Origin of the sequence: Pseudidiomarina aestuarii (genome assembly GCF_048263735.1) — a bacterium.
Classification (GTDB): Bacteria; Pseudomonadota; Gammaproteobacteria; order Enterobacterales; family Alteromonadaceae; genus Pseudidiomarina; species Pseudidiomarina aestuarii_B.
The window spans coordinates 47,830-71,627 of record NZ_JBLXDX010000006.1; the positions used below are offsets into that span (position 1 = coordinate 47,830).

Consider the following 23,798-nt stretch of genomic DNA (forward strand, 5'->3'; position numbering starts at 1 on the left):
CTTTAAAAATCGTCCAACCAAAAGCCGCGACCGGCCAACATGTCACGCACCAGCGGATACGCGGTCACTGCAACGCGCCAGCGCTCATCTTTATGCTCAATAATTTGATGTGCGGCTAAGTTCGCGAGTTGGACGTTGCGCTGTGCTGCGGGGATCAATGGCAATACCTGGGTTAGCTGCGCTTCACTCAGGCCATGATGCAGCAGTAAGGCATGCAGAATAAACGCAGTAAAGTCGCTACAGTCTCGAGGTAACTCGGGACGACTCGGGTTTTCTTGTTGCTCTAACGCCCATATCGCCATCGTCACGCCAATGTTCCCACGTGTCTCAGCTAGTAGCTCACGAGCTTGTTTCGGTTGTGCGTTGATGCCCACTTGTTCGAGTAACTCGGGCGTTGCGGCGGCGAAACAATATGAATGTGGAATTTCAAACGACCACGCACGCTGAATAAATGCAAACGTCCAGCTATCGCAAACCACCAAACCTTTGCCGTAGTCGCCACCCATTAGAGCGGCAAGGAGCGTTCTAAGAAAGGTCATGCTTTGGGTATCGCGCAACCAATAGGCTAATAATGTAGTTAGCACCCAGGGTTGGTCTTTCATCGGCGCATCCCAAGTCGCAAGATTATCACTGCTCAAAAGTTCTGGCTTGGGTGGTGTCGGTAGGTTCCATTGCCTTTGTTTAGCCCAGTCGCGCGCGCACTGACCAGCGCCAGAATACGGTGGGCTGATAAGCCAACGCACTGATGTAGCATTGTCATCATCGGCCCAGTCACCGAATGCCTTTTCGAGTGCTGTAACAGCAGGGGCACGGTCAAATTCGCGATAGTGCGGAGCATCTTGTTGTTGATCCTCGTGTTGTTCGCTGCTGGCTATACCTAGCATCCGCTTGAACTTATCGAGTCCCTTTTGAATCAGGGTACGAGCGGGTGGTGATGGCAATTCAAAGGCATCCAGTGAGATCAATTGCCAATGATTTTCTGCTGTCATCTACTGTTTCCTTGCGCTGACGCTTAAGCAGTTCTTAAGTTTACTCGGATATCGTACACTGTAGTGACTATTGCACAAATTGACCATTTTCTTAAGGACCACGCATGAAGCCCAGCCAAAAAGGTTTACTTCGAATTGTTCATGCAACAGCAAATTCCATGCGCGGACTAAAAGCGGCGTGGCAATCAGAAGCTGCCGTGCGACAAGATTTTATGCTCTGTGCGGTGCTTTTGGTGGTAGCGATGGTCTCACCAGCGCGCGGTACCGAACTCGCGTTACTGATTGGTAGTTTACTTATTTTGATTATTGTCGAGCTGCTCAACTCAGCGGTTGAAGCGGCTATCGACCGTATTGGACCGGAGCTTCACGAACTCAGCGGCAAAGCCAAGGATATTGCCTCTGCCGCTGTCATGTTCGCATTAATCAATATTCTGATTACGTGGTTGGTAATTCTCGGGCCTTGGTTATGGAGCTTCGTTGTTTGAGGCAACCGTGCCATGACTGATTTTGGCTTGACCAACAGTATTGGCGTCGGTACCAAACCAGAGGCTTTGACTCGCTTGATCAAACACCATGTGGCGAATAGTGCCACCACCACTTTCCACTTCAAAAGGCTGCGTGAACTCTAGGGTTTTAGTGTTGAAACCCACCAACCGATTCGGTTGCACACCTGTTTCTGCAAACCACACGTAGTCCTGATCATCGACCGCCATTGCATAAGGCATTGAGCTTGATGCTGCTGGTGCTTGCCATTCGTCGATCGACTCGGTTTCAGGGTTATAACGACCGACATAACCGCCTACATAGTCGACGTACCACAAATTCCCATCACTGGTGATGCCAATGCGACGCGGACGATTATTATCGCGCGGCAACTGGATTTCCTTTAACTCGCCATCTGCAGTAATGGTCGCAAGCTTATTCGTGCCGAACAGTGTCAGCCACGGCAAATCGTTGTGGACAATCAGCCCATAAGGACGGGCGCGATTCGTAGGGACATCCCAGAGCTTGATCGTTTCGGTTTGGGCATCAAAATGACCGACCTGATTGGCACCTTGTGCGGTAAACCAGATATCACCGTCACTGGTAAACTCCATAGTGTGGACATCGCGACGGCCGTCACCGGGTAACATGTGCTTGGTAATGCTGTGGTCATCTGGATCGATAAAGCCAATGTGTGCGGCTTTGTTACCGGCGTACCAAGCACCACGGTCATCCACAATGATGTTGTGCGGGCCAGCATTGTCTGGCAAATCAATACGCTTCATGTCACCCGTTGATGGCGTCAAAATAGCTGCGTAATGTGCTTGCTGCCCAACAAACCAAACCTCATCAGGTCCAGCTACATAAGGGTCTCGCGGACGTGACTTTTCCCAAGGTACCTGCCACTCGGTAATTTCAACGGTAGCGGGCGCCTCAGCGGCAAGTAATAAAGCAAATGTCATTCCAAGCATAAATCCTCCTCGACACTAGCTATTAGCTATTAGCTACTAGTTACTAGCTACTGGATATTCGCAAAATGCGCATGTTCTGGCTACGCTGCTGCCATAAAAGTAGTTCAAAACCACAATGTTTTCGATACTATCTATTCACTGTTCACTGTTCACGAGTCGCGTTTTTACCCTATGGATATCTTCATCGCTGTTTTGTTCTTTGCCTTTTCGACCACGGTCACACCTGGGCCGAATAACATTATGATCATGTCCTCCGGTGTGAACTATGGGGTTCGCGCCAGCCTGCCACATTTTCTCGGTATTTGCCTGGGCTTCCCCCTCATGGTGCTGCTGGTTGGCCTTGGCTTTGGTGTGGTATTCGACCGCTTTCCCAATTTGCATCAACTAATCAAAGTAGTAGGCGTCGTCTATTTGCTCTGGTTAGCCTGGCACATCGCTAGCGCTGAACCTAAGGCTATCGAACGCGGCGAGAAAAGACCGTTCAGTTTCTGGCAGGCGGTTCTTTTTCAATGGGTTAATGGTAAAGCGTGGATGATGGCGTCAGGCGCGGTTGCGACTTATACCACCGTGACCGGTAATCAGTACTTCGAAGTACTCGCTATTACGCTGGCTTTCTTGCTCATGGCATTTCCATGTGTGGGCGTTTGGCTGGTGTTTGGCAGTCTACTGAGAAAAGTTCTGTCCAAACCTTTGCTGCAACGCATCTTCAATATCACCATGGGCTTGATATTGGTCGCATCAATCTTGCCAGTACTACAAGAACTTTGGTATTTCTACACAGCTCGCTCATGGTAGTGCTTTAAAATGTGACCAACGGCTCATCGTCGGCATCTAAGTATGCGGTGATAGCCGACAGAAACTCTTGGCCATAACGCTCCAGCTTCTTTTGACCGACACCGGTAATGGCTAGTAACGAGGTTTCGTCAGTTGGGAATTGAATGGCCATTTCCACCAACGTGGTGTCGTTAAAGACTACGAAAGGCGGCACTTCTTCATGATCAGCAATGGCTTTACGCAAAGCTCGCAAGCGACGGAATAACACTTTGTCGTAGTCAGCTCGGTCTGCCACGCGCGGTTTGGTGACCACGAGATTGATTCGAGGTTGTGCGAGTTGCAATGCGACCTCACCGCGCAACACTGGGCGCGCAGCTTCAGTTAAATGCAACACGCCGTATTGCGCGACGTTTTGCACCAATAGTCCACGATGGATTAACTGCCGAATAACGCCAAGCCAATATTCATGCGACTGATCGGCACCAATGCCATAAGTGGAGAGCTTATCGTGTCCAACATCGGTGAGTTTCTGCGACTTACTGCCACGCAAAATATCAATAATGTGATTCGTACCGTAGCGCTGTGACACGCGGTAAACACAGGACAGCACTTTTTGTGCATCGACAGTGCCATCATATTGCTGCGGTGGATCCAGACAAATATCGCAGTTGCCACAAGGCTGCTCTCGATACTCATTAAAGTAATTCAACAATACCAGTCGGCGACAGGTTTGTGCTTCGCCTAGCGCTTGCATCGCAGCAAATTTTTGCTGCTCCACACGACGACGTTCCTCATCAGGATGGTCGTTCATAATACTGCGGATCCACGCCGCATCAGCAGGGTCATACAGCAACACAGCCTCGGCAGGAAGCCCGTCACGACCGGCTCGCCCGGTCTCTTGGTAATAGGCTTCAATACTACGGGGGACATCAAAATGAATGACAAAACGTACGTTCGGTTTGTTGATACCCATACCAAATGCAACGGTCGCAACCACCACATCAATGTCATCTCGAACGAAACCCCGTAACACAAATTCCCGCTCGCTATGTTCCATGCCTGCATGGTAACCAGCGGCTCGCAAGCCATCTTTGCGCAGCCGTTCAGCGAGCTCTTCAACGCGTTTACGTGAACCACAGTAAACAATTCCTGAAGCACCGCGCTGCCGAGCAATATAGTCACGCAATTGCTTCTGGGGTTTATACTTTTCTTCCACCACATAGCGGATATTCGGGCGGTCAAAAGAGCCTTTGTAAACGACGGGGTCATGCAAGTGCAGACGCACACCGATATCTTTTTCGGTAGCTGCATCGGCAGTTGCCGTTAATGCCATAAAGGGGACTTGAGGTAAGGCTTCGCGTAACTGTCCGAGCTGACCATATTCGGGGCGGAAGTCATGACCCCACTGCGAAATACAGTGTGCTTCGTCAATCGCAATCAGATCAACCTGCCAGTTCTGTAAATTCTGAACGAAATAGGGCAACAGCGCGCGTTCTGGACTGACGTAGAGTAACCGTATTTCGTTACTGTTGAGTTGTTGCATGATGCTTTGTGTTTGCTCGCTACTCATCCCATTGTGCAACGCAGCAGCTGCGACGCCCATGGCTTGTAACGCTTCCACTTGGTCTTGCATTAAAGAAATGAGCGGCGAGATAACGACGGTCAACCCAGTACTCTGGATTGCAGGCAATTGATAGCACAACGACTTACCGCCACCCGTGGGCATCAAAACCAGTGCGTCGCGACCTGCCTGAACTGCTTCGATCACTTGCTGTTGGCCCACCCGAAAGGTGGTGTAGCCGAATACTTTGGCAAGGATAGATTGCAGATTAGACTCAGACAAAAGTAGAACTCCAATTGACGCATTGTGGGATTGCTTCTATTGTATGCATCCCATTGCGCAAGTACCACCGGCAAACGGTAAAAGACGGAATCGTCTGGCGATAACTGCGCACATTTCATACGTTCTGATACGAGTATACATCTGTGATGACCGATACTGCTGCTCGCAGTCGCCAAGGCGTAATTTTCGCGATTTCTGCTTACACGATGTGGGGTGTTGCTCCCATCTATTTTAAGCTGCTTGAGAACGTACCTGCGATGGAGATCTTAAGCCACCGCATTATTTGGTCATTCCTATTAGTCCTGCTGCTGATTGTCGGTCTTAAACGTATGGATCGAATCCAACCGGTACTAGCAAATCGCAAGCAAATGCTGCGCCTGACTATTGCCACATTTCTCTTGGGTGGGAATTGGTATTTATTCATCTGGGCCATCAACAATGATCTGATCTTAGATGCGAGCCTGGGTTATTACATCAATCCGCTACTGAACGTTGCAATCGGCATGGTATTCTTTGGTGAACGCATGCGCACCATGCAGCTCGTTGCGATTGCTTTGGCTGTGATCGGCGTGCTGATTCAAGTGGTGACATACGGTTCGGTGCCGTGGATAGCGTTAATCCTAGCCTCCAGCTTCGCGACCTATGGCGCCATTCGTAAGCGTCTGCCCGTGGATTCCATTACTGGGCTGTGGCTCGAAACCATGATCTTACTGCCATTGATGTTGTTTTATCTGTTCGGTCTCGCTGAATCAGCGAGTTCCAACCTATTCGACAACACCTGGACGCTAAATTTACTCTTGGTTGCCGCAGGCGTGGTGACTACGGCACCTTTATTATGCTTCACTGCAGCCGCTCAGCGCATTCGCTACTCAACGCTCGGGCTATTTCAATACATCGGCCCTACATTGATGTTTATTCTTGCGGTCTGGCTCTACGGCGAGCCGCTCGAACAAAGCAAGCTGATGACCTTCGCCATTATTTGGGTGGCGCTGGCCATCTATAGTTTGGACACCTTGATTTTTCAGCAGCGGTCGAGACGCGCGTAAGCAACGACTAACCATTTACTGCCCGCATCGTCGAAGTTAATTTGGATTCGACTTTGCGGACCGGTGCCTTCGTAATTCAACACCGTACCCTCACCAAACTTGCTGTGCCGAACTCGCTGCCCCAGCTGAAAGCCCGTTTGCTCAAAAGCTTCATGACTCGCGCCGCTATGAAACCGTCCCATTGCTGGTGCCGATGGACTGCTATAGGCAGGCACTTTCATGCGCACATGATGCAGCGCATCAGAAGGCATTTCGCCAATGAATCGGCTGACTCGATGAAGCATATCGGTACCGTAAATTCGGCGTTGCTCCGCATAGGTAATCACCAGCTTTTGCATCGCGCGGGTCATGCCCACGTAGCACAGCCGACGCTCCTCTTCGAGCCGTCCAGCCTCGTCCATCGATTGTTGCGATGGGAATAGACCTTCTTCAACACCCGTCATAAACACTAACGGAAACTCCAAGCCCTTGGCACTGTGTAGTGTCATCAGCTGCACAGCGTCTTGGTGCTCATCGGCCTGCTCATCACCAGATTCAAGCGCTGCATGCGCCAAGAACGAGTTCAGCGGCGTCATATTTTCATCGGCTTCTTCTGGCTCGGCAAAATGGTCGCAAGCGTTGACTAGCTCTTTTAAGTTCTCTACGCGCGTTTCAGCTTTTTCGCCTTTTTCGGCCTCATACATAGCCATCAATCCGCTGCGTTTAATGACCACGTCGACCTGACGCCCCAGCGCGAAATCACCCGTCTCATCTTCCAGCGTATCGATTAAGGTTAAGAACGCACCAACCGCATTTGCGGCACGGCCAGTTAAGGTTTTCTCGGTCACCAGCTGCCGTGCGGCATCCCACAGCGTGAGACCGCGATCACGCGCTGCTTCACGGATAATGCCGACAGTACGGTCACCAATGCCTCGCGTTGGCGTATTGATGACACGTTCCAGCGCCGCATCGTCATTTCGCCCAGCAATCAGGCGCAGGTACGCCAGAGCATCTTTGACCTCTTGGCGATCAAAGAAGCGCAATCCACCATAAATTCGATACGGAATGCGGGCGTGAAGCATGGCTTCTTCCAATACCCGTGACTGGGCGTTGCTACGATACAGCAGTGCGACATCCGTCAGCGCATTACCATGTTCGCGCCATTGCTCAATGCGGCCGGCAATATAACGCGCCTCATCCATCTCATTAAATGCTGCATACACATCAATCGGCTCACCGGCAGATCCATCAGTCCAAAGCTCTTTACCAAGCCGCCCTTGGTTATTGCCGATCACATTGTTAGCAGCCCGCAATATGGTGCTGGTTGAGCGGTAGTTTTGCTCGAGTCGAATGGTCAAGACATCAGGATAATCCCGCATGAATTGCTGGATATTCTCGACCTTAGCGCCGCGCCAGCCATAAATCGATTGGTCATCATCACCCACAATGGTGACAAAGCCTGTCGCGCCCTGACTTTCACCGACTCCCGAAAAGAGCTTGATCCAGGCGTATTGAATGGAGTTGGTATCTTGAAACTCGTCTACCAAAATATGCCGGAAACGGCGCTGGTAGTGTTCACGAACTATGGCGTTATCACGCAGTAACTCATGGGCTCGCAACAACAATTCAGCAAAGTCGACTAACCCCGCTCGGTCACAAGCAACTTGATAGGCGTCGTAAATTTCTTTGAGCGTACGCTCGTTAAAATCATAACCATCTAAATGATGTGGGCGCAGACCCTCGTCTTTTTTCGCGTTGATGAACCACTGCGCTTGCTTCGGCGGCCAACGTTTTTCATCGAGATTCAAACTGCGAATGGTTCGTTTCACCAAACGTTGTTGGTCGTCACTGTCGAGGATCTGGAAATTCTGCGGTAGACCCACATCCATGTAGTGTGCGCGCAGTAACCGATGCGCGAGTCCGTGGAAGGTACCAATCCACATGGCACGGGTTGATGAACCGATTAAACTCTCAATTCGCCCGCGCATTTCTGCAGCGGCTTTATTGGTGAAGGTCACAGCTAGAATGCTATAGGGCGAAACTTGCTGCTCTTGCATTAAGTAAGCAATACGGTGCACTAAAACTCGCGTTTTACCGCTACCCGCGCCAGCAAGTACCAGCATGTGACGCTCATGTGCGGCGACGGCTTCGCGTTGTTTGTCGTTGAGTTCGGCAAGAAGTGGATGCTGCATACTCACAATCATTTGGTCTCGTGTTGGAATACTTGGCAGTGTACTGACGCGATACTGTATATGCAACCAGTTATCGGCGCGCGGTGGGCGTGAGCAGAAACTCAGTTAAGTGTTTGAGGTCGACAAAACTCAGCGTTGGCAAAACAAGCAATTGCTCCGGTCGATACAAACCATTTTCGTACCATGCGCTTTGCCAGCCAGCGCGTTTAGCCCCAAGTACATCTGCAGATGGACTATCGCCAATATGTAACCATTGCTCTGGCGTTAAATTCGGCTCTTGTTGTTGCGCCTCATGAAACATATCTAGGTGCGGCTTTCCACGTCGGCCTCGTTGGGGCTGAAAGGTCGCTGTAAAGTAATCGCGTAGGCCTATCGCTTCAATATCAACGTTCCCGTTACTGAGCGCGTATAAAGGGTAGTATTCGCTCAACTGCGCTAATGCTTGATGCACCTCAGGCGCGATGGAGACGGTATTGCGATGCCGCAAAAACTCGGCCATAGCGGAGTCTGCGGCTTGTTGAGGCTGGGCAATACCACACTCGGCAAAACCCTCTGCTAAAACTGCAATACGAAGTGCCGTCATGTCTGCCGCCAAGTGGCTATCGCGGCGCATCATGGCAATCCGACGTTGCTGCCAATCAGCAGCACTCCAAGCACTGGTTTCAGGGTGCTGGGTAACCAAATAGTCATGCAATGCACGCTCAGCATTCTGGATCACGGGAACATTGTCGTAGAGCGTGTCATCCAGATCAAAACTCAGTGCTTTAACTGGACGCCAGCGACGAAAAAACTGCATGACTACTTCCTATTCAGTTTCTAATCAGACTTTTTCCGCGCCCGTGGATGGGCGCCGTCGTAAACCTTTGCGAGATGCTGAAAATCGAGGTGCGTATATACCTGCGTGGTACTCAAATTAGCATGGCCCAACAACTCTTGGACCGCTCGCAAATCACCGCTCGATTCTAGCATATGTGAAGCAAACGAGTGGCGAAGCTTGTGCGGATGCAAGTGGCTCGACAGCCCTTGCTGCTCACCCCAAAAATTGAGGCGTTGCTGCACCGTGCGCGGACTAATTCGCTGTTGTCGTTGGCTGATAAACAGAGCCGTTTCGGTCAAATTTCCGTTGAGCCAATGCAATCGAACGGGCAACCACCGTTGCACTGCATCATGAGCGTGTTGACCGTAAGGAACGATACGCGTTTTGTTGCCCTTACCGATCACCCTCAACTCTCGGTGCCGCGGATTAATAGAGTCAATATCTAGAGCAATCAACTCAGCAAGTCGCAGTCCGCTGGAGTACAGCAACTCCATTATAGCCGCATCACGAATCGCTAGCGGCTCATCGGTTGGTAGTTGCAGCAGTTGGCTGATGCTATCTACATCAAGATTCTTCGGCAGGCGCTTCGCTTTGCGTGGCGCTTTGAGTTGTTTGGCTGGATTATCACTAATTAAGCCTTCACGCAGCATAAAATCACAGAACGTACGCCAAGCGGCTAAACGCAGCGCCAGCGATGCATCACCTAAACCGCTGCGACGCCATTGAATGAACATGCGCTCAGCTGCTGTGAAGGTGAATTGTTGAGGTTTCTCTATGCCATCTGCCGATAACTGCTCAATATCAGCAGCTAAAACACGATGATAATTATTTAGGGTATGTTCGGCGAGCCCACGCTCGCCGGTGAGATGTTTGAGGAATCGAGTCAGCGCCTCAGCTAATATCATGATGCGCCAATAGTGGAGGTAGCAACATACTGAGCAAAGCTTGAAGCTGTTTCACTAATAACGTGTCCATAGCAGGCTCAAAATGGCTGGCATCATGATTGCCGATAGCTAACATACCTAATTCACCTTTATCACCAAGTAGCAGCAATGCCACCGAAGCGATGGTCTCTTGCGGAAACAGCAAGCGTTGCTCATCTGCGGTGAGGCGACCCAAGTAAATGGAGTCACCCGCAAATCGTTTGCTCAATAGTTGCTTGTGAGTGTCTGCAGCAAAGGTAAACTGTTCCGCTAATTCCAGCGGGCTATCAAAGAACTTCAACGACAATGCGGGCATGTTCAGTTGCTTGGCGAAGGTTTCCTCTAAGCAGTCCATGACCTCGCTTAACGAGTGACACTTCAGCAGGTTTACATACAATTCACTGTAGTAGGTAAACAACTCTTCGTTGCGCCGCGCGGTGGTCATCAGCTCTGTGATTTCATCTTCCATTTGCGCAATACGCTGGCGTAACACCGTTTGTTGACGCTCCACCAGTGACACGGCACCGCGCTCTTGATGGCGCAACCGCATCACTTGCAGTAACTCTGGATGACGCTCGAAGAAGTCAGGGTTTTCTTGCAGGTAATCCGCAATCAAACTGTCGTCAACGACACGTTGTTCAGCTTTTACGTTCTTTGCTTCTTGGGTCATAGCTTTAGATGTCCATCATATACATGCTCAGCGGGTCCAGTCATTCGCACCGGCTGTCCCGGTTGCCAACGAATACTGAGAACTCCTCCTGGCAATTCAACTTCCACTTGTTCATTCAGTTTACCCTGGCGCATGCCTAGCACCGCAGCAGCACATGCTCCACTGCCACACGCTTGAGTTTCGCCTACGCCGCGCTCGAAGACCCGCAATTTAATATGATCACGATCAACAAGCTGCACAAAACCTACATTCACACCTTCTGGGAAACGCTCGTGGGTTGTTAGTAATGCACCCCATTCAGCAACTGGCGCTGTCGTGACATCGTCAACGTCAATAACACAGTGTGGATTACCTAAGCTCATTGCGCCAAAAAAGAACGTCTGATCGTTTTCACGTAATAGGTAGGTTTGCTCTTCTTTATTCGCTTTAAATGGGATGGCCTGCGGCTCAAATTGCGGCATGCCCATCTCAACGGTGATACGTCCATCACGCTCGAAGTGCAATACCATTTTGCCCGCTTTGGTACTGACTTTGAGGTGGTTTTTATTGCTTAAACCTTTATTACGGACGAACATTGCAAAGCACCGCGCGCCGTTACCACACTGTGCAACTTCCGACCCATCGGCATTAAAAATCCGGTAATGAAAATCAAGATCAGGGTCGTATGGCGGCTCAACCACGAGTAATTGGTCGAAGCCAATACCGCGATGGCGGTCGGCCCATTGCCTGATTTGATCTGGGTTCACATAAAAATTCTGGGTGACATTGTCGACCACCATGAAATCATTACCGAGGCCGTGCATTTTCGAAAAATTCACTGCTTCGCTCCCATGATGCTCTCGCCTTTCCACAAGTCTGCTAACCGTTCACGTTGGCGCACAAGATGAATCTGGTCACCATCGACGATAACTTCAGCTGCGCGTGGTCGCGTATTGTAATTAGAACTCATGGTAAAACCATAAGCGCCCGCATTTAAAATGGCAATGATATCGTCTTGGTTGGCTGACAAATGTCGCGCATGTCCAAAAAAGTCGCCGGTTTCACAAACCGGTCCCACCACATCCACGAGTCGATCAGAAGCTGCACTTTCAGGCACTTCGTTGACTGCAACAATTTGATGGTAGGCCTGATATAAAGCCGGTCGCAAGAGGTCATTCATGCCTGCATCGACCAACAGAAAATTCTTCTCCTCACCCGGCTTGTAGTACTCCACTTTAGAGAGCAGTACACCGGCATTGCCGACTATGGCTCGGCCTGGTTCCAACATCAACGTGAGGTTGTCGAACTTGGCAGCCTTAGCTAACAGCGCTTGTAAGTACTCACTTACTGCGGGCGATTTTTCCTGTTGGTAAGGAATTCCGACACCACCACCCATATCCAGATGCGTGATTTCAATGCCTTCTGCGCGCACATCTGCAATGAGTTGAAGCATCCGATCCGCGGCATCAAGAAACGGTTGGGTTGTCAAAATTTGCGAACCGATGTGGCAGTCGACCCCTTTCAAGTGGATATGGCTCATTTCTGCGCCGCGCCGAATTACCGTTTTGGCATGCTGCATGGCAATACCAAACTTATTGGCTTTGAGCCCGGTCGCAATATACGGGTGCGTTTGAGCATCCACATCTGGATTTACACGAAACGATACAGGTGCCATCACACCTTGTGCTGCGGCAATGTCATTGATTCGCTCAAGCTCCGCTGCAGACTCGACATTAAAACAACCGATGCCTTGCTCCAACGCGTAGGCTATTTCTTCCCGACTTTTCCCGACGCCAGAAAACACCGTGGCGCTGGCTTTTCCACCCGCCGCAATGACTCGCGCGAGTTCGCCGCCCGAAACAATATCGAATCCAGCGCCCAGTTGCGCCAGTAAGCTCAAAACACCGAGGTTACTATTCGCTTTCACCGCATAGCAGAGTTGATGAGGCTGTGGCCAGTGATCGGCAAACTGCTTCCAATTGGCACGGATCTGTTGCGCGGAGTACACGTATAAAGGCGTACCGTAGTCGTTAGCTAACTGGTTGAGATCGACCGCATCTGCATGCAACGAACCATTACGATACTCAAATGTCATGGTTTGACTGCTCTGCCGGCTGGTTTTCTGCAGGTGGCTCAAGTGGACGGTCGAGCGGAGCTTTTTGCCCACACCCAACTAGGGTCAGCATTGCTGCTAAAATCATCAGATACATTACTTTCTGGCGAAACATCGTTAAACTGTACTCTATCTGCAAAAGCGTCGTTGAATGCGCTTATCATCGCATCGCGGCGCGCAAATGTCATTATTAGGAGTAGACATGCAAGAACATGAATATCACGAACTCGCTGAAGCAACTATTGTAGCCATTGAAGAAGCAGTGGAGGCTTGCGGCGTCGACATCGATACTGAGTCTGGCGGCGATATCTTGGAATTGACGTTTCTCAATGGCACGAAAATGGTCATCAATAAGCAGCCACCTCTGATGCAACTCTGGGTCGCAACCAAATTCAACGGTCACCACTTCGAATGGCGCGGTACCGAATGGATTGATAATCGCACGGGTGCTGAATTGTGGGCACTGTTGAGTGAGGCCGCTAGTAAACAAGCAGACACTGAGATCACGCTGAAACCAGGTGCGGCATGAGTCGAGTGCTACGTATAGCAACCCGCAAGAGCTTGCTGGCTATGTGGCAAGCTCAACATATTCAAGCGCGACTCGAAGCGTTGCACCCCGATGTCACCGTAGAATTACTCCCCATGTCGACACGTGGCGATGTGATTCTCGATACGCCACTGGCGAAAATTGGTGGCAAGGGGTTGTTTGTTAAAGAGCTCGAAGTTGCCATGCTCGAAGGGCGTGCCGACCTAGCCGTTCATTCTATGAAAGACCTACCCGTTGAATTTCCTCCGGGGCTGGAATTATTCGGTATTTGCGAACGCGAAGATCCACGCGATGCGTTTGTCTCAAACCAGTACGCACAACTGGATGATTTGCCGAAAGGTGCCATTGTTGGCACCTGTAGCCTGCGACGCAAATGCCAACTATTGGCGCATTACCCTCATTTAGTGGTTCATGACCTTCGCGGAAACGTGCAAACCCGTCTCAATAAACTTGATGAAGGGCAGTTTGATGCGATTATCTTGGCAGCATCGGGCCTCATTCGACTCGATTTAAGTGCACGGATCAAACAACGGATCCCCGTCGATATTTGTTTGCCGGCCAATGGGCAAGGCGTCCTTGGTATTGAATGCCGCAGTGATGATGCTGAGACTAAAGCGTTGTTAGCACCGCTGACCTGTCCCGATACTCGCAGTTGTGTTCTGGCCGAACGCGCCATGAATCGTCGCTTACAAGGCGGTTGCCAAGTGCCTATTGGTGCTTTTGCTGAACTTGAGGGTGATGACATTGTGCTACGTGGCTTGGTCGGGCGTCCGGACGGCAGCGAGGTGATTGAAGGAGATATCCGCGGGCATCGTGATGACGCTGAGGCTCTTGGCACTGAGTTAGCCGAGTTTTTGCTATCTCGTGGTGCGGGTAAAATTTTACAAGACGTGTACGCGGCTAACGAGCTGCAATCATAATTTCGTTGTCACTTATTTGTAGCGACAACTCTCATAGCAAGCGGCGGGCCTGATGACGACAAAGCACGGCGTATTAATTTTAAGACCTCACGATCAAGCGGAGGCGCTCGAGCAGGAATTTCTTCAGCAAACCGAGCAACCTGTTGAAACGCATATTCGCAGTATGGTCGATGTCGTCGCCTTTGATGACCCGCGCGTCCGCACGGCTGACGTGTTAGCTAAACGCTATTCCGGTGCCTTGATGGTGAGTGTGAATGCCGCACGATTTCTAGCAGCGCAAATGCAACGTGAAAACCTGACTGCTCCGGTAGCACGTTGGTTTGCGGTAGGCCCCACTAGTGCACGCGCAATTGCTCGTGTCGTCGCACGACCGGTAACTTGTCCACAACGGGTGCATAACAGTGAAGCATTGCTGGCGTTACCAGAATTGAACCAGATTGCTGGGCAGCGCTGGCTGATTGTTCGTGGTAAAGGTGGTCGTGAATTGCTGGCCGATACCCTGACGGCACGTGGGGCTACAGTCGATTATCTCGAAGTCTATGAGCGCAAACCACACCCGATTAGCTCGGCGGAATTGGCGCAGTGGCACCAACACGTCCGTGGTATTGTAGTGAGCAGCGCCGAGCAACTCGGCTATTTTCTTGCAGCAATACCACGAGAGCAGCTAAGCTGGTTAGCAGACTGTTACTGGGTTGTCGCCAGTGACCGGCTCGCCGCATTACTACCAGGACCATTGCGCCAACGCGCGGTGGTCGCGCAAAGCGCAGCAACGTTTGCCATGCTTGAAGCCTGGCAACAAGCAACTCAGATGTATCAAGGGAACACAAAATTATGAGCACAAGCGAACCCGGTGAAAAAGACGCGAAGTTGAGCACGGAAGCGGACGCTAAGCCGACACCTAAGCCCAAACCAACCAAAGCAAAAGAACCGCAGGAAAAGACCCGCTCGAGTTCAAATTCCGGTTGGGGTGCTGTCGCAATTCTTATACTCATTATTGGTGGGATCAGCTGGGCTGCATACTATTATTTATGGCCACAATGGCAGGCACAAAGTCAAACACTCACGCGCCAAGCGTCTGATCTAGAGAACTTAAGGGACTCTGTTGATGAGCGATTGACCTCCGCGCAACGCTCACAACAACAACAATTGCAAAGCCAACTGGATGCATTTTCTGCCACCACCGAACGCCAACTCAACCAACAAGCTGCGAATCTTGACCAGTTACAACGTGCAGTGCAAAGCGTGCAGGCTGAAGTTGCTAACCTTGATTTGAGTCAAGCATCAACATGGCGACTGTTCGAAGCTCGTAATTTAGTGCAACGAGCAGCAACTCGATTATGGATCGAGCACGATTTAGGCGCCGCATTACAACTATTAGTGCTCGCACAATCTCATTTGGAAGCACTGAATAATCCTGCTCACATGGCAGCCCGTCAAGCGCTTGCTAATGACATCATGGCGCTGCGCGGATTACCCGGTGATCAGCGCGAATCTGCAGCTATGGTTCTCACTAGTGTTCGCGCTCAGCTCGCCGATGCCGATTGGTATCAGCGTCGGGTGAGCGCTTTTGCTGACTCCATTGAACGTCCTGAAGTAGACAGTTGGTGGGCAAGTTTGCAGCGCTCAGGTCAGACGTTGATGGACCAATTTATTCGTGTGCAACGGCAAGAACAGCCGATCACGCCGCTATTGAGCGATAGTTTTGTCGCACTGTCGCAACAGCGTTTGTTGCTGCAACTTCAACTCGCGCAGCAAGCAGCGTTAGCAGGCAGCCAAGCAGTATTCGAGGCCTCTATTCAAGAAGCGCTACGGTTATTAGAAACACTGGGCAATGCCCCAGACCAGCGCCTTCAAACAGCTCGCGAGGCACTGTTGAGTCTGCAACAACTGCAATTGCGTCCAGACTACCCTGCCGATCTCGAGTCTTTAGATTTGATTGAGCGCCTCGCCCGTAACGCAGGGGCGGAGGCTAACTCATGAGAAAAGGCATCGCTCTTGTTATTATTCTGATAGCGGGGCTCATTCTCGGCCCGCTATGGGCTGGAAATACCGGCTATGTGCTCATCTCAGCGCTGGGTTGGACTATTGAGTTAAGCCTTGTTGCCGCCATTATTCTACTGCTGTTAGCGATCATTATTCTGCGCGCAGTCTGGCGCTTTGTCGCTCGTATCGTTCGAGGTACGCAGTGGGGTATGCGTTGGTTTGGACAACGCCGCGAAACCAAGGCGGCAAACGCCTACCAAGAGGCCCTTAATCACTTGTTGAGCGGCGATTACCGAGCTGCTTCAGCAGCATTCAACCGCACTTGGCAATTACGCAAACACAGCAGTGATGCGTTGCTTGCGTGTTATGCCGCGCAACAACACGGTGACTTGAAGCAAGCGCAAGATTGGCTGGCCAAAGTGGATCGTGCGGATGAGCTCGAACTTGCACGCACCATTTTATCGTTGCGCAGTACCCCTGAGCTTTCTGGTCAACACCTGACGGTACTGAATGAGTTGGTTGTGAAACACCCACAGCATCCGGAACTGTTGCGACTGGCGATGAAGGCTCTGCAGCGGCATCATCGATGGACCCAGCTGATTGAATTGTTACCGAATGCTCAGCGTCTAGAAGCGCTATCGGCGACTGACTTAGATGCACTCACTGAACAGGCCTACTACGAAGTGTTCGTTGAACACGGACGCAGCAGTAGTGGCGCATTAAAACAGTTTTGGCAGAACCTCAATCGCGACACTCGGCGGCAGCCTGCTGTGCGTCGCGCTTACGTGAATGCATTGCATCTATTTAATGAATATGAGGCGGCTGGCAAAGTGGTCGCGCGAGGTTTGAAACGAAACGAACTGAAGCTACCAAACTTAATTGAAGCAAACTTGCTGAAACCCAGCACAGAGCTGCGTGATTACTTACAAGATGCATTGAAAAAGGACGGCGATAACCCATTCCTGCTTCATGCATTGGGTCAGTTAGCATTTCAAACCGGTGATTATGCGTTGGCACAGCGGGCGTTACGCAAAGCTGCTGAGCTTGCTCCGTCCACCCGTGTTCAGCTTGATTTAGCGCGTAATTATGAAGCACAAGGTGATACCGCAGGCGCAGTCAATGCCTACCGCGAGGCATGGTCCAAAGACTAAACAAGTCCGCCCTCAGAGAGAGTTCTCATAGAGAGCTCTGAGGGCGGTAAACTCAAGATTACTGACGAACACCTTCAATAGAGAGATAGAGTTCGACAGTTTTTGCTGCTGGTCCCAAATTATAATCGATACCAAAATCAGCAAGAGTCAACGATACTGACCCTTCAAAACCGCGTCGGAAGCCGCCCCATGGGTCCGGACCGGCACCAATTTCGTCAACCATAATCTCGATAGACTTGGTCACACCACGTAAAGTGAGATCACCTGCTAATACAGCGCTACCATCTTCGTTTGGCGTATAGCTGGTCGAAGTAAACGTCGCCTCTGGATACTGCTCCACCGCTAGGAAATCGTCACTCCGCAAATGCTCATCACGTTCTTTGTGATTACTATCAATACTTGTGGTATCAATGGTCACATTCACGCTTGCAGCTGCTGGGTTGGCTTCATCGTAGCTAAACGTACCTTCGAAGTCGTTAAACTCACCCAGCAACCAGCTGTAACCCAAGTGGCTGATCTTAAATTGAACAAACGCGTGTTGACCTTCAATATCAATCACATAATCTTCAGCTTTTACCGCTGTCGTTGATAACGCAGCCGCCATTGCTGCCACTAGCACTAATTTTTTCATAACACCCTCCTCAATCTAATAAACGTAGACCGTATGAATAACGCAGAGGACACTATTTTAGTTCAATTAAATACAAGTAAAAGCGATTAAAATGACGCTTACCATTCGATTATTCCGAATCTTTCATCCGACCGAAACAGCTTGAAGAAACTTTCTTGCGGAGCGAGGAGACGTTGGCATCTTTTTGCGACAATAGGCATACAAAATTGTCTAAACAAGCTAGTATGTTTAGTTGGATTCTCCCTAAACTAAGAAGCATAACTTGAATGCAATGAATGGGCAGGATGCTCATGATAATAAGCTACCCTTCACGGAGCAAAATTATTTGCTCCGCGCGATACCTGACGATGTCAAATCACGACTCATGGCTCACTTCGAGCTGGTTAAATTAAACCTCGGTGCCTGCATCTACGAGTCCGGTGATGAATTGCAATTCGTCTATTTCCCGACTGACTCAATTATTTCTTTGGTCTACATCATGGAAAATGGTGATTCCGCTGAAATATCCGTGGTCGGCAACGATGGAATGCTCGGAGTCCCACTTTTCATGGGTGGCGGCAGCACTCGAAATCGCGCGGTAGTGCAGAGCGAAGGGCACGCCTATCGATTGCCTGCACAGTTACTGCGAACCGAATTTAATCGGCATAGTGAATTACACCATTTACTATTGCGCTACACCCAATCATTGATGACTCAAATGGCTCAGACTGCAGTCTGTAACCGTCATCATACGGTTGATCAACAATTATGCCGCTGGCTACTACTATCACTCGATCGCATTCCAACAAATGTGCTGACTATGACGCAGGAACTCATTGCCGATATGCTTGGCGTTCGTCGCGAAGGTGTTTCTGTGGCAGCCGGCAAACTGCAGAAGCTGGGAGTGATTGAATATCACCGGGGCCGCATGACTGTTATCGACCGACCCAAATTAGAATCACTATCGTGTGAATGTTACGAAGTGGTCAAAGTGGAATGTGAACGCATACTTCATTATCTTCCCGATCGTTAAAGCACCCATAAAAAACGTGTGCCGGACTCAGTTAGCCCGACACACGCTCAACAAAACAAAACGACTATTACTAGTTAGGATAGCCGATGATGATATTCACACGACGGTTATCTTGACGACCTGACGCGGTCATATTGTAGGAATCTCGACGTGTTGTGCCAAAACCCTCAACATAAAGCCGTGAACGATCCACTTTAAAGTGTTTTACCAAGTAATCAGCAACCGACTGAGCACGCGCGCGTGAGATAGTTTGAGCCTTCTCTGGCGTAGAGTTATCAGCATGACCTTCCATTGTGGCAGTCAATTCAGGATTGGTTTGCAAATATTTCGCTACCGTTCCTAACTGCTCGTGATACTTCGATTGAATGGTTGAGTCATCCGTAGCAAACTCAAGCTCCATAGCCAATGTGATGCGTGCTGGAAGCGGCTGCAAACCTTCGATATCAGTCGCACAACCAATCACGGCATCGATGCGACGGTTGGCCTGTTTGCCCTCATCGGTAGCATTGTTAGCAATCGGACGACTCTCGCCATACCCAACCGAAGTTAAGCGATTACGATTGATTCCGTGTTCACTAACAAGATAGTCGACTACACTTTCAGCGCGCTGTTTAGACAGCTTCATGTTATCCGCATCGTTACCGACATTATCTGTATGTCCTTCGATTTTTGCTTTCGTCTCTGGATATTTATCCAAGAACGTAGCTAGCACTAACATATGCTCACGATTGACTCGCTCAATGTCGTTATTCGCGATCTCGAATTCAATCTCGAGGGCGCTACAATACTGTGCTGTTGTTGCCGTAACAGGAGCCACTACGACCGCTTGAGCGGGCGCTGGTGCTGGTTCTGAAACAGGCGCGACAGCGACATAGCGCGGTCCACCAAAACGATACATCACATTCATTGAATAAAAGTCGATGTCGCCATTGTTGCCAACCGCGTCATCCATACGATAGCGTTCAGCTTCCAAGCGAATCGCCATATGCTCGCTTACTTGATATTGATAGCCGACACCGAATTTATAATCGGTACTGCGCTTACGATAATGTGGCGTTAGGACATTGACTGCACCAGTGCCGACAAAATCGACGGTCGATTTACTGTTGTGCGCACCAATGCGAGCAAACAGTGATGACCGTTCCGTAATTGGCAAAATCCCCATAAAATCAAGATTCCAACCACGAAAATCCAGCTGTCCTGTTTTGACTCCTAAAGGAATCGTTTCCGCATCATAATTAAACTTGCCTAAATCAAAATACCCGCCTTCCATGGCAAAGTATTGGTTGAACTGATAGCCAGCAAATATCTTGTAGCCGAAATCACGATCATCGAAGCGAAATCGGGTTACGTCATAACCCGAAGCTTCTAAATCGGCTCGAATATCCTGTTCAGCGATGGTGGCGCGTGACGCACCAGCGCCTGCACCGACGTACCAGCCGTCTTGATCCGCCGCAACTACTGGCAATGTCATGCCAGCTAAAACCAGTGCGGTTATTGCTTGTGTAATCTTATTCGTTTTCATGTTGCTCTCCACTGAAACCTTGTTGGTGTTGTCCATTACTCTGCAGGCACGTTGATCACGGTATTTACGACCGTCACGGATGCACCTAGAGACAATGCTCGACCATCTAACGTCACAATATTGACGTTGCCAGCGGTAGAGATACTTACACCTTCCTGTGCAATGATGGTGCCCTTCATAATGCCGCCACCCGCAGCATTAATCGTGGCGGCGCTACCGACCTGCCAAAAGATATTCTTGGCCTGAGCACCGTTAATTAATATGACGCTTTGCGGGAAATCAGCACCCGGTCCACCGACCGTTAGAGTGGTCGCCATTTGGAAGACGAACACTGCATTTTGATTGCCTTTTCCATCAAGTGTCAGATCACTTCCTTGAATCATGAATGCACCACTTTGAGCACGGTAAATACCTGGCTCTAAAGTGAGACCACCTAAGTTCTCGTTGCCTGGGTTCTGGCCACCTGGAAGATTAGCTGGGGTGAGTTCAAGATAGGCTGCTTGCGCATCGAGACGAGCTTGTAATGCTATCGCAGCAGTCACGGCAGTACCGTCCTGCGGACACGCAACCGTTGGCGGTGGTGGAGAAGTGAAGATATTACCGTTCACTTGGCCTTCATTGAGCGGAGTTACGGTATATTCACAACCAGGACCAGAAACAAATCCGGTTACCATAGTCGACACGGCGGTCGTACCTAAGTCACCATTGATAACGGTAAGTAAACCTTGATTGGTTACACCTGCCGTTCCACCAAAAGTACCAAACGGTGCTGCTGATTGCAGAGCGATAGGCTGCAAACAACTCTCGGTTGCTGGCACGGTAGTAAACGTCCATTCATAGTCTTCGAGCATTTCATTGCCTGGCACCATGAGGTCTTTCACACCATTAACACCACCGACAACGGTCGCACGATAGGTTACATCTTCGTCTAATTGTTGTTGTGGAATGAAGGTAATGATGGTGCCAGTATCGACATCAATCTCGATTGATTCAGCGGTCACAGTATTTAACGGATCAGCATCTTCAGTAATGAGAAACGTCATGTCGTTGACTGTGGTCGGATTCAGACGAGTTCCTGACGGAATTTCGAAGGTTGCATTGATACTAGCGTTTGGACAAACCGCTAGCATACCCGCATTCAGAGGATCTGTTTCCATGACGGAAATAGTATTCACTGGCATTGGCGCGACCGTTGTAAATTCCCAAACATAATCGCTAGCCGCAGTCGCTGAACCTTGATTACCTGCAAGTTCATTACCAGCAACGTCAGTAATGGTACTAGCTAATGTTGCGGTATAGGTTGCCGATTCTTCGAGATTTTGGTCTGGATTGAATACTGCACTCCGTGAACCTACAACATAGGTCACTTCGCCAACTGGGGATACACAAGGTGTTTCACAGGTTACTGTGAAACTGGTGTCGGTCACGCCAGCTGGCAGCATATCCTCACTGAATATCGCGGTAATAGCCGTATTCACTGGAACATTACCGGTTGGCCCAGGAGTCGTCGTTAATGGCTCTGTTAATGTCACGCGGGGACGCGTGATATCAGGAGTTAAGCCAGTCGTGAATTCCCAAACATAGTCGCTAGATTCAGATGCGGCACCTTGATTACCAGCTAATTCATTGCCAGCAAGGTCAGTCACTGAATTGCTCATCGTTGCGGTATAGGTAGTTTCCCACTCTAAATTTGCATCCGGTGTAAATACTGCAGTTGCCGCAGAGGTTTCATAAGACACGTCACCGGTTGGGCTAACACAAGGAGCTTCACAGGTTACGGTGAAGTTTGCATCAGTGATGGTCGATGCCAGCATGTCTTCGCTGAATACCGCTGAAACCAGCGTATTCACTGGTGTCGCTGGCGTTGGGCCTGGAACGGTCGTTAACGGCACCGTCGCGGTGATGCGTGGCATAATTGTGTCCGGTGCAACACCGGTCGTAAACTGCCACTCATAATCGCTAGCGGTGGTCGCAGAGCCTTGGTTGCCAGCAAGTTGATTGCCTGCAAGGTCGGTTACTGAGCTCTCCACAGTAGCGGTATACGTCGTTTCATACTCGAGATCCTGCTCTGCAGTAAAGATGGCAGAACGACTACCGACGTCATAAGAAACTTCACCAGCTGGCGCCACACATGGTGCTGCACAAGTTACAGTGAAACTACTATTGCTAATTGTTGTGGCTAGCATGTTCTCACTGAATACTGCTGCTATAGCGGTATCTATTGGAACATTCGCGGTAGGTCCAGGCGAGGTTGTGTCTGGATCAGTTGCGGTAACGCGAGGTAGGGTCGTATCCGGTATTAAACCGGTAGTAAATGACCATGTGTATGGATTAGCCAGGACTAAGCCATTAACGCTACTCGTCGCACTATGAATAGTTGCGGTATATACAGTGGACTCACTTAGCACCGCAGAATTCGTCACATTGAAGGTAGCAACGTTACTCGCTCCATTCATCGTGATCGTCCCACTAGGACTAGTACATGGGCCTGCACAAGTCAGGGTAAATGTACTAGTCGTCAACGGATTCACTGATTGACTGAACTGCGCAGTAACTTGCGCACCCGTTACCGCAACGTTCGTCGCATTATTTGCAGGCGTAACCGCAGTCACGGTTGGTGACAAAGCAACATTGCCGTCATTGCCGAGAATAGGATCGCGTCCATCATCTCCGCAGGCAGCCAAAAAAGTACTGATCAAAACCAGCATCAGCCATTTATTGATGCCATAGAAGCTAGATAGTTTGGAGCACATAAGATAAATCCTCTCGATATAATTGCACTGCATTGCCGACCACATCTGTGTGATACAAGGTTCGGTTCGACGGCAACTATCTGCTGATCTGAGAGGACTGTCTGTGCGGTGACGCACTTAGTAAGAAATAGTGAACAGTGAATAGGGAGCAGGTAACAGAAAAGATAAAACCTAAAAGAGGGCTCTTTTTAGTGTTTAGGTTTGCTATTCCCTGTTCTCAGTTTACTTTTCACATAAAAAAACCCCCAGCGTGATGCTGGGGGTTTCGTTATTTGAAGCCTGGCGGTTTGCCAGGGACTCGCAGAGCTCGCCCCGCTGCGCAGGCGAAAGCCTAAATTGTTAGGCTTTCGAATTCCCTGCTTCGCCCTACTCGAGAGTAGGACACCTTCGTCTGATTGGAAATAAAAAAACCCCAGCCCATTGGGCTGAGGTTTGTTTATTTGAAGCCTGGCGGTGTCCTACTCTCACATGGGGAGACCCCACACTACCATCGGCGC

At 50.0% G+C, this 23,798-nt stretch carries 22 protein-coding genes; 9 read left to right on the forward strand and 13 right to left on the reverse strand.

Annotated features, from left to right (window positions below; all coding sequences use genetic code 11):
- Positions 1–2: 2 nt before the first annotated feature.
- Positions 3–989: a hypothetical protein gene (locus ACN0S4_RS11755; RefSeq protein ID WP_417657868.1), complete on the reverse strand. Its 987-nt coding sequence runs from the start codon at positions 987–989 to the stop codon at positions 3–5.
- A gap of 104 nt (positions 990–1,093) precedes the next feature.
- On the opposite strand from ACN0S4_RS11755, the gene ACN0S4_RS11760 reads away from it, so the two are divergent.
- A complete protein-coding gene (locus ACN0S4_RS11760; RefSeq protein ID WP_417657869.1) occupies positions 1,094–1,474 on the forward strand; it encodes a diacylglycerol kinase in 381 nt (126 codons plus the stop codon).
- On the opposite strand, the gene ACN0S4_RS11765 is transcribed toward ACN0S4_RS11760, so the two are convergent.
- Positions 1,454–2,443, reverse strand: a complete 990-nt coding sequence (locus ACN0S4_RS11765) for a lyase (RefSeq protein ID WP_417657870.1) — start codon at positions 2,441–2,443, stop codon at positions 1,454–1,456. The genes ACN0S4_RS11760 and ACN0S4_RS11765 overlap by 21 nt on opposite strands.
- 171 nt (positions 2,444–2,614) lie before the next feature.
- On the opposite strand from ACN0S4_RS11765, the gene ACN0S4_RS11770 reads away from it, so the two are divergent.
- Positions 2,615–3,238 carry a LysE family translocator gene (locus tag ACN0S4_RS11770; RefSeq protein ID WP_417657871.1) on the forward strand — a complete coding sequence of 208 codons (624 nt, stop codon included), beginning with the start codon at positions 2,615–2,617 and terminating at the stop codon, positions 3,236–3,238.
- A 4-nt stretch (positions 3,239–3,242) separates the two neighbouring features.
- On the opposite strand, the gene recQ is transcribed toward ACN0S4_RS11770, so the two are convergent.
- Complete coding sequence (recQ, locus tag ACN0S4_RS11775) at positions 3,243–5,060, reverse strand: DNA helicase RecQ (protein ID WP_417657872.1); 1,818 nt, start codon at positions 5,058–5,060, stop codon at positions 3,243–3,245.
- A 146-nt stretch (positions 5,061–5,206) separates the two neighbouring features.
- On the opposite strand from recQ, the gene rarD reads away from it, so the two are divergent.
- The gene (gene rarD / locus ACN0S4_RS11780; RefSeq protein WP_417657887.1) at positions 5,207–6,106 is read left to right on the forward strand and encodes an EamA family transporter RarD; all 900 of its coding nucleotides are present in this window, start codon (positions 5,207–5,209) and stop codon (positions 6,104–6,106) included.
- Here the strand turns inward: rarD and uvrD are convergent.
- The 7 genes from uvrD to lptM form a co-directional block, all read right to left on the reverse strand.
- Positions 6,082–8,277: a DNA helicase II gene (gene uvrD / locus ACN0S4_RS11785; protein ID WP_417657873.1), complete on the reverse strand. Its 2,196-nt coding sequence runs from the start codon at positions 8,275–8,277 to the stop codon at positions 6,082–6,084. The genes rarD and uvrD overlap by 25 nt on opposite strands.
- A 70-nt stretch (positions 8,278–8,347) precedes the next feature.
- Positions 8,348–9,073: an HAD-IA family hydrolase gene (locus tag ACN0S4_RS11790; RefSeq protein ID WP_417657874.1), complete on the reverse strand. Its 726-nt coding sequence runs from the start codon at positions 9,071–9,073 to the stop codon at positions 8,348–8,350.
- A gap of 20 nt (positions 9,074–9,093) precedes the next feature.
- Complete coding sequence (gene xerC, locus ACN0S4_RS11795) at positions 9,094–9,999, reverse strand: tyrosine recombinase XerC (RefSeq protein ID WP_417657875.1); 906 nt, start codon at positions 9,997–9,999, stop codon at positions 9,094–9,096.
- Complete coding sequence (locus ACN0S4_RS11800; RefSeq protein ID WP_417657876.1) at positions 9,986–10,687, reverse strand: DUF484 family protein; 702 nt, start codon at positions 10,685–10,687, stop codon at positions 9,986–9,988. Before ACN0S4_RS11800 ends, xerC begins: the two co-directional genes overlap by 14 nt.
- Positions 10,684–11,490 carry a diaminopimelate epimerase gene (gene dapF, locus ACN0S4_RS11805; RefSeq protein ID WP_417657888.1) on the reverse strand — a complete coding sequence of 269 codons (807 nt, stop codon included), beginning with the start codon at positions 11,488–11,490 and terminating at the stop codon, positions 10,684–10,686. Before dapF ends, ACN0S4_RS11800 begins: the two co-directional genes overlap by 4 nt.
- Positions 11,491–11,501: 11 nt before the next feature.
- A complete protein-coding gene (lysA, locus tag ACN0S4_RS11810; protein ID WP_417657877.1) occupies positions 11,502–12,761 on the reverse strand; it encodes a diaminopimelate decarboxylase in 1,260 nt (419 codons plus the stop codon).
- On the reverse strand, positions 12,751–12,894 hold the full coding sequence (gene lptM / locus ACN0S4_RS11815) for an LPS translocon maturation chaperone LptM (protein ID WP_417657878.1): 144 nt from the start codon (positions 12,892–12,894) through the stop codon (positions 12,751–12,753). The genes lysA and lptM overlap by 11 nt, the downstream gene beginning before the upstream one ends.
- 87 nt (positions 12,895–12,981) lie before the next feature.
- Between lptM and cyaY the strand changes: the two genes are divergently transcribed.
- The 5 genes from cyaY to ACN0S4_RS11840 are packed head-to-tail and all read left to right on the forward strand — an operon-like array spanning position 12,982 to position 17,380.
- Positions 12,982–13,308, forward strand: a complete 327-nt coding sequence (gene cyaY, locus ACN0S4_RS11820) for an iron donor protein CyaY (RefSeq protein WP_417657879.1) — start codon at positions 12,982–12,984, stop codon at positions 13,306–13,308.
- Positions 13,305–14,246, forward strand: coding sequence for a hydroxymethylbilane synthase (gene hemC, locus ACN0S4_RS11825; RefSeq protein ID WP_417657880.1), 942 nt, complete (start codon positions 13,305–13,307; stop codon positions 14,244–14,246). Before cyaY ends, hemC begins: the two co-directional genes overlap by 4 nt.
- Positions 14,247–14,298: 52 nt before the next feature.
- Positions 14,299–15,081 carry a uroporphyrinogen-III synthase gene (locus tag ACN0S4_RS11830; protein WP_417657881.1) on the forward strand — a complete coding sequence of 261 codons (783 nt, stop codon included), beginning with the start codon at positions 14,299–14,301 and terminating at the stop codon, positions 15,079–15,081.
- Positions 15,078–16,226, forward strand: coding sequence for a uroporphyrinogen-III C-methyltransferase (locus ACN0S4_RS11835; protein ID WP_417657882.1), 1,149 nt, complete (start codon positions 15,078–15,080; stop codon positions 16,224–16,226). The genes ACN0S4_RS11830 and ACN0S4_RS11835 overlap by 4 nt, the downstream gene beginning before the upstream one ends.
- Positions 16,223–17,380, forward strand: coding sequence for a heme biosynthesis HemY N-terminal domain-containing protein (locus ACN0S4_RS11840; RefSeq protein ID WP_417657883.1), 1,158 nt, complete (start codon positions 16,223–16,225; stop codon positions 17,378–17,380). Before ACN0S4_RS11835 ends, ACN0S4_RS11840 begins: the two co-directional genes overlap by 4 nt.
- Positions 17,381–17,438: 58 nt before the next feature.
- On the opposite strand, the gene ACN0S4_RS11845 is transcribed toward ACN0S4_RS11840, so the two are convergent.
- Positions 17,439–18,011 (reverse strand): YceI family protein, encoded by a 573-nt coding sequence (locus tag ACN0S4_RS11845; protein ID WP_417657884.1) that lies wholly within the window; start codon positions 18,009–18,011, stop codon positions 17,439–17,441.
- A 271-nt stretch (positions 18,012–18,282) separates the two neighbouring features.
- Between ACN0S4_RS11845 and ACN0S4_RS11850 the strand changes: the two genes are divergently transcribed.
- Positions 18,283–19,023, forward strand: a complete 741-nt coding sequence (locus tag ACN0S4_RS11850) for a Crp/Fnr family transcriptional regulator (protein ID WP_417657889.1) — start codon at positions 18,283–18,285, stop codon at positions 19,021–19,023.
- Positions 19,024–19,093: 70 nt separating this feature from the next.
- Here the strand turns inward: ACN0S4_RS11850 and ACN0S4_RS11855 are convergent, their stop codons facing one another.
- Together ACN0S4_RS11855 and ACN0S4_RS11860 are read right to left on the reverse strand one after the other, a co-directional pair.
- Positions 19,094–20,548: an OmpA family protein gene (locus ACN0S4_RS11855; protein WP_417657885.1), complete on the reverse strand. Its 1,455-nt coding sequence runs from the start codon at positions 20,546–20,548 to the stop codon at positions 19,094–19,096.
- A gap of 35 nt (positions 20,549–20,583) precedes the next feature.
- Positions 20,584–23,301, reverse strand: a complete 2,718-nt coding sequence (locus ACN0S4_RS11860; RefSeq protein ID WP_417657886.1) for an Ig-like domain-containing protein — start codon at positions 23,299–23,301, stop codon at positions 20,584–20,586.
- Positions 23,302–23,798: the final 497 nt, after the last annotated feature.

What these genes read in the sequence shown, in the direction of transcription:
- ACN0S4_RS11755 (WP_417657868.1), bottom strand. Translation starts at nt 989, where the DNA reads ATGACAGCAGAAAATCATTGGCAATTGATCTCACTGGATGCCTTTGAA.
- ACN0S4_RS11760 (WP_417657869.1), top strand. Translation starts at nt 1,094, where the DNA reads ATGAAGCCCAGCCAAAAAGGTTTACTTCGAATTGTTCATGCAACAGCA.
- ACN0S4_RS11765 (WP_417657870.1), bottom strand. Translation starts at nt 2,443, where the DNA reads ATGCTTGGAATGACATTTGCTTTATTACTTGCCGCTGAGGCGCCCGCT.
- ACN0S4_RS11770 (WP_417657871.1), top strand. Translation starts at nt 2,615, where the DNA reads ATGGATATCTTCATCGCTGTTTTGTTCTTTGCCTTTTCGACCACGGTC.
- rarD (WP_417657887.1), top strand. Translation starts at nt 5,207, where the DNA reads ATGACCGATACTGCTGCTCGCAGTCGCCAAGGCGTAATTTTCGCGATT.
- uvrD (WP_417657873.1), bottom strand. Translation starts at nt 8,277, where the DNA reads ATGCAGCATCCACTTCTTGCCGAACTCAACGACAAACAACGCGAAGCC.
- ACN0S4_RS11790 (WP_417657874.1), bottom strand. Translation starts at nt 9,073, where the DNA reads ATGCAGTTTTTTCGTCGCTGGCGTCCAGTTAAAGCACTGAGTTTTGAT.
- xerC (WP_417657875.1), bottom strand. Translation starts at nt 9,999, where the DNA reads ATGATATTAGCTGAGGCGCTGACTCGATTCCTCAAACATCTCACCGGC.
- ACN0S4_RS11800 (WP_417657876.1), bottom strand. Translation starts at nt 10,687, where the DNA reads ATGACCCAAGAAGCAAAGAACGTAAAAGCTGAACAACGTGTCGTTGAC.
- dapF (WP_417657888.1), bottom strand. Translation starts at nt 11,490, where the DNA reads ATGCACGGCCTCGGTAATGATTTCATGGTGGTCGACAATGTCACCCAG.
- lysA (WP_417657877.1), bottom strand. Translation starts at nt 12,761, where the DNA reads ATGACATTTGAGTATCGTAATGGTTCGTTGCATGCAGATGCGGTCGAT.
- lptM (WP_417657878.1), bottom strand. Translation starts at nt 12,894, where the DNA reads ATGTTTCGCCAGAAAGTAATGTATCTGATGATTTTAGCAGCAATGCTG.
- cyaY (WP_417657879.1), top strand. Translation starts at nt 12,982, where the DNA reads ATGCAAGAACATGAATATCACGAACTCGCTGAAGCAACTATTGTAGCC.
- hemC (WP_417657880.1), top strand. Translation starts at nt 13,305, where the DNA reads ATGAGTCGAGTGCTACGTATAGCAACCCGCAAGAGCTTGCTGGCTATG.
- ACN0S4_RS11830 (WP_417657881.1), top strand. Translation starts at nt 14,299, where the DNA reads ATGACGACAAAGCACGGCGTATTAATTTTAAGACCTCACGATCAAGCG.
- ACN0S4_RS11835 (WP_417657882.1), top strand. Translation starts at nt 15,078, where the DNA reads ATGAGCACAAGCGAACCCGGTGAAAAAGACGCGAAGTTGAGCACGGAA.
- ACN0S4_RS11840 (WP_417657883.1), top strand. Translation starts at nt 16,223, where the DNA reads ATGAGAAAAGGCATCGCTCTTGTTATTATTCTGATAGCGGGGCTCATT.
- ACN0S4_RS11845 (WP_417657884.1), bottom strand. Translation starts at nt 18,011, where the DNA reads ATGAAAAAATTAGTGCTAGTGGCAGCAATGGCGGCTGCGTTATCAACG.
- ACN0S4_RS11850 (WP_417657889.1), top strand. Translation starts at nt 18,283, where the DNA reads ATGAATGGGCAGGATGCTCATGATAATAAGCTACCCTTCACGGAGCAA.
- ACN0S4_RS11855 (WP_417657885.1), bottom strand. Translation starts at nt 20,548, where the DNA reads ATGAAAACGAATAAGATTACACAAGCAATAACCGCACTGGTTTTAGCT.
- ACN0S4_RS11860 (WP_417657886.1), bottom strand. Translation starts at nt 23,301, where the DNA reads ATGTGCTCCAAACTATCTAGCTTCTATGGCATCAATAAATGGCTGATG.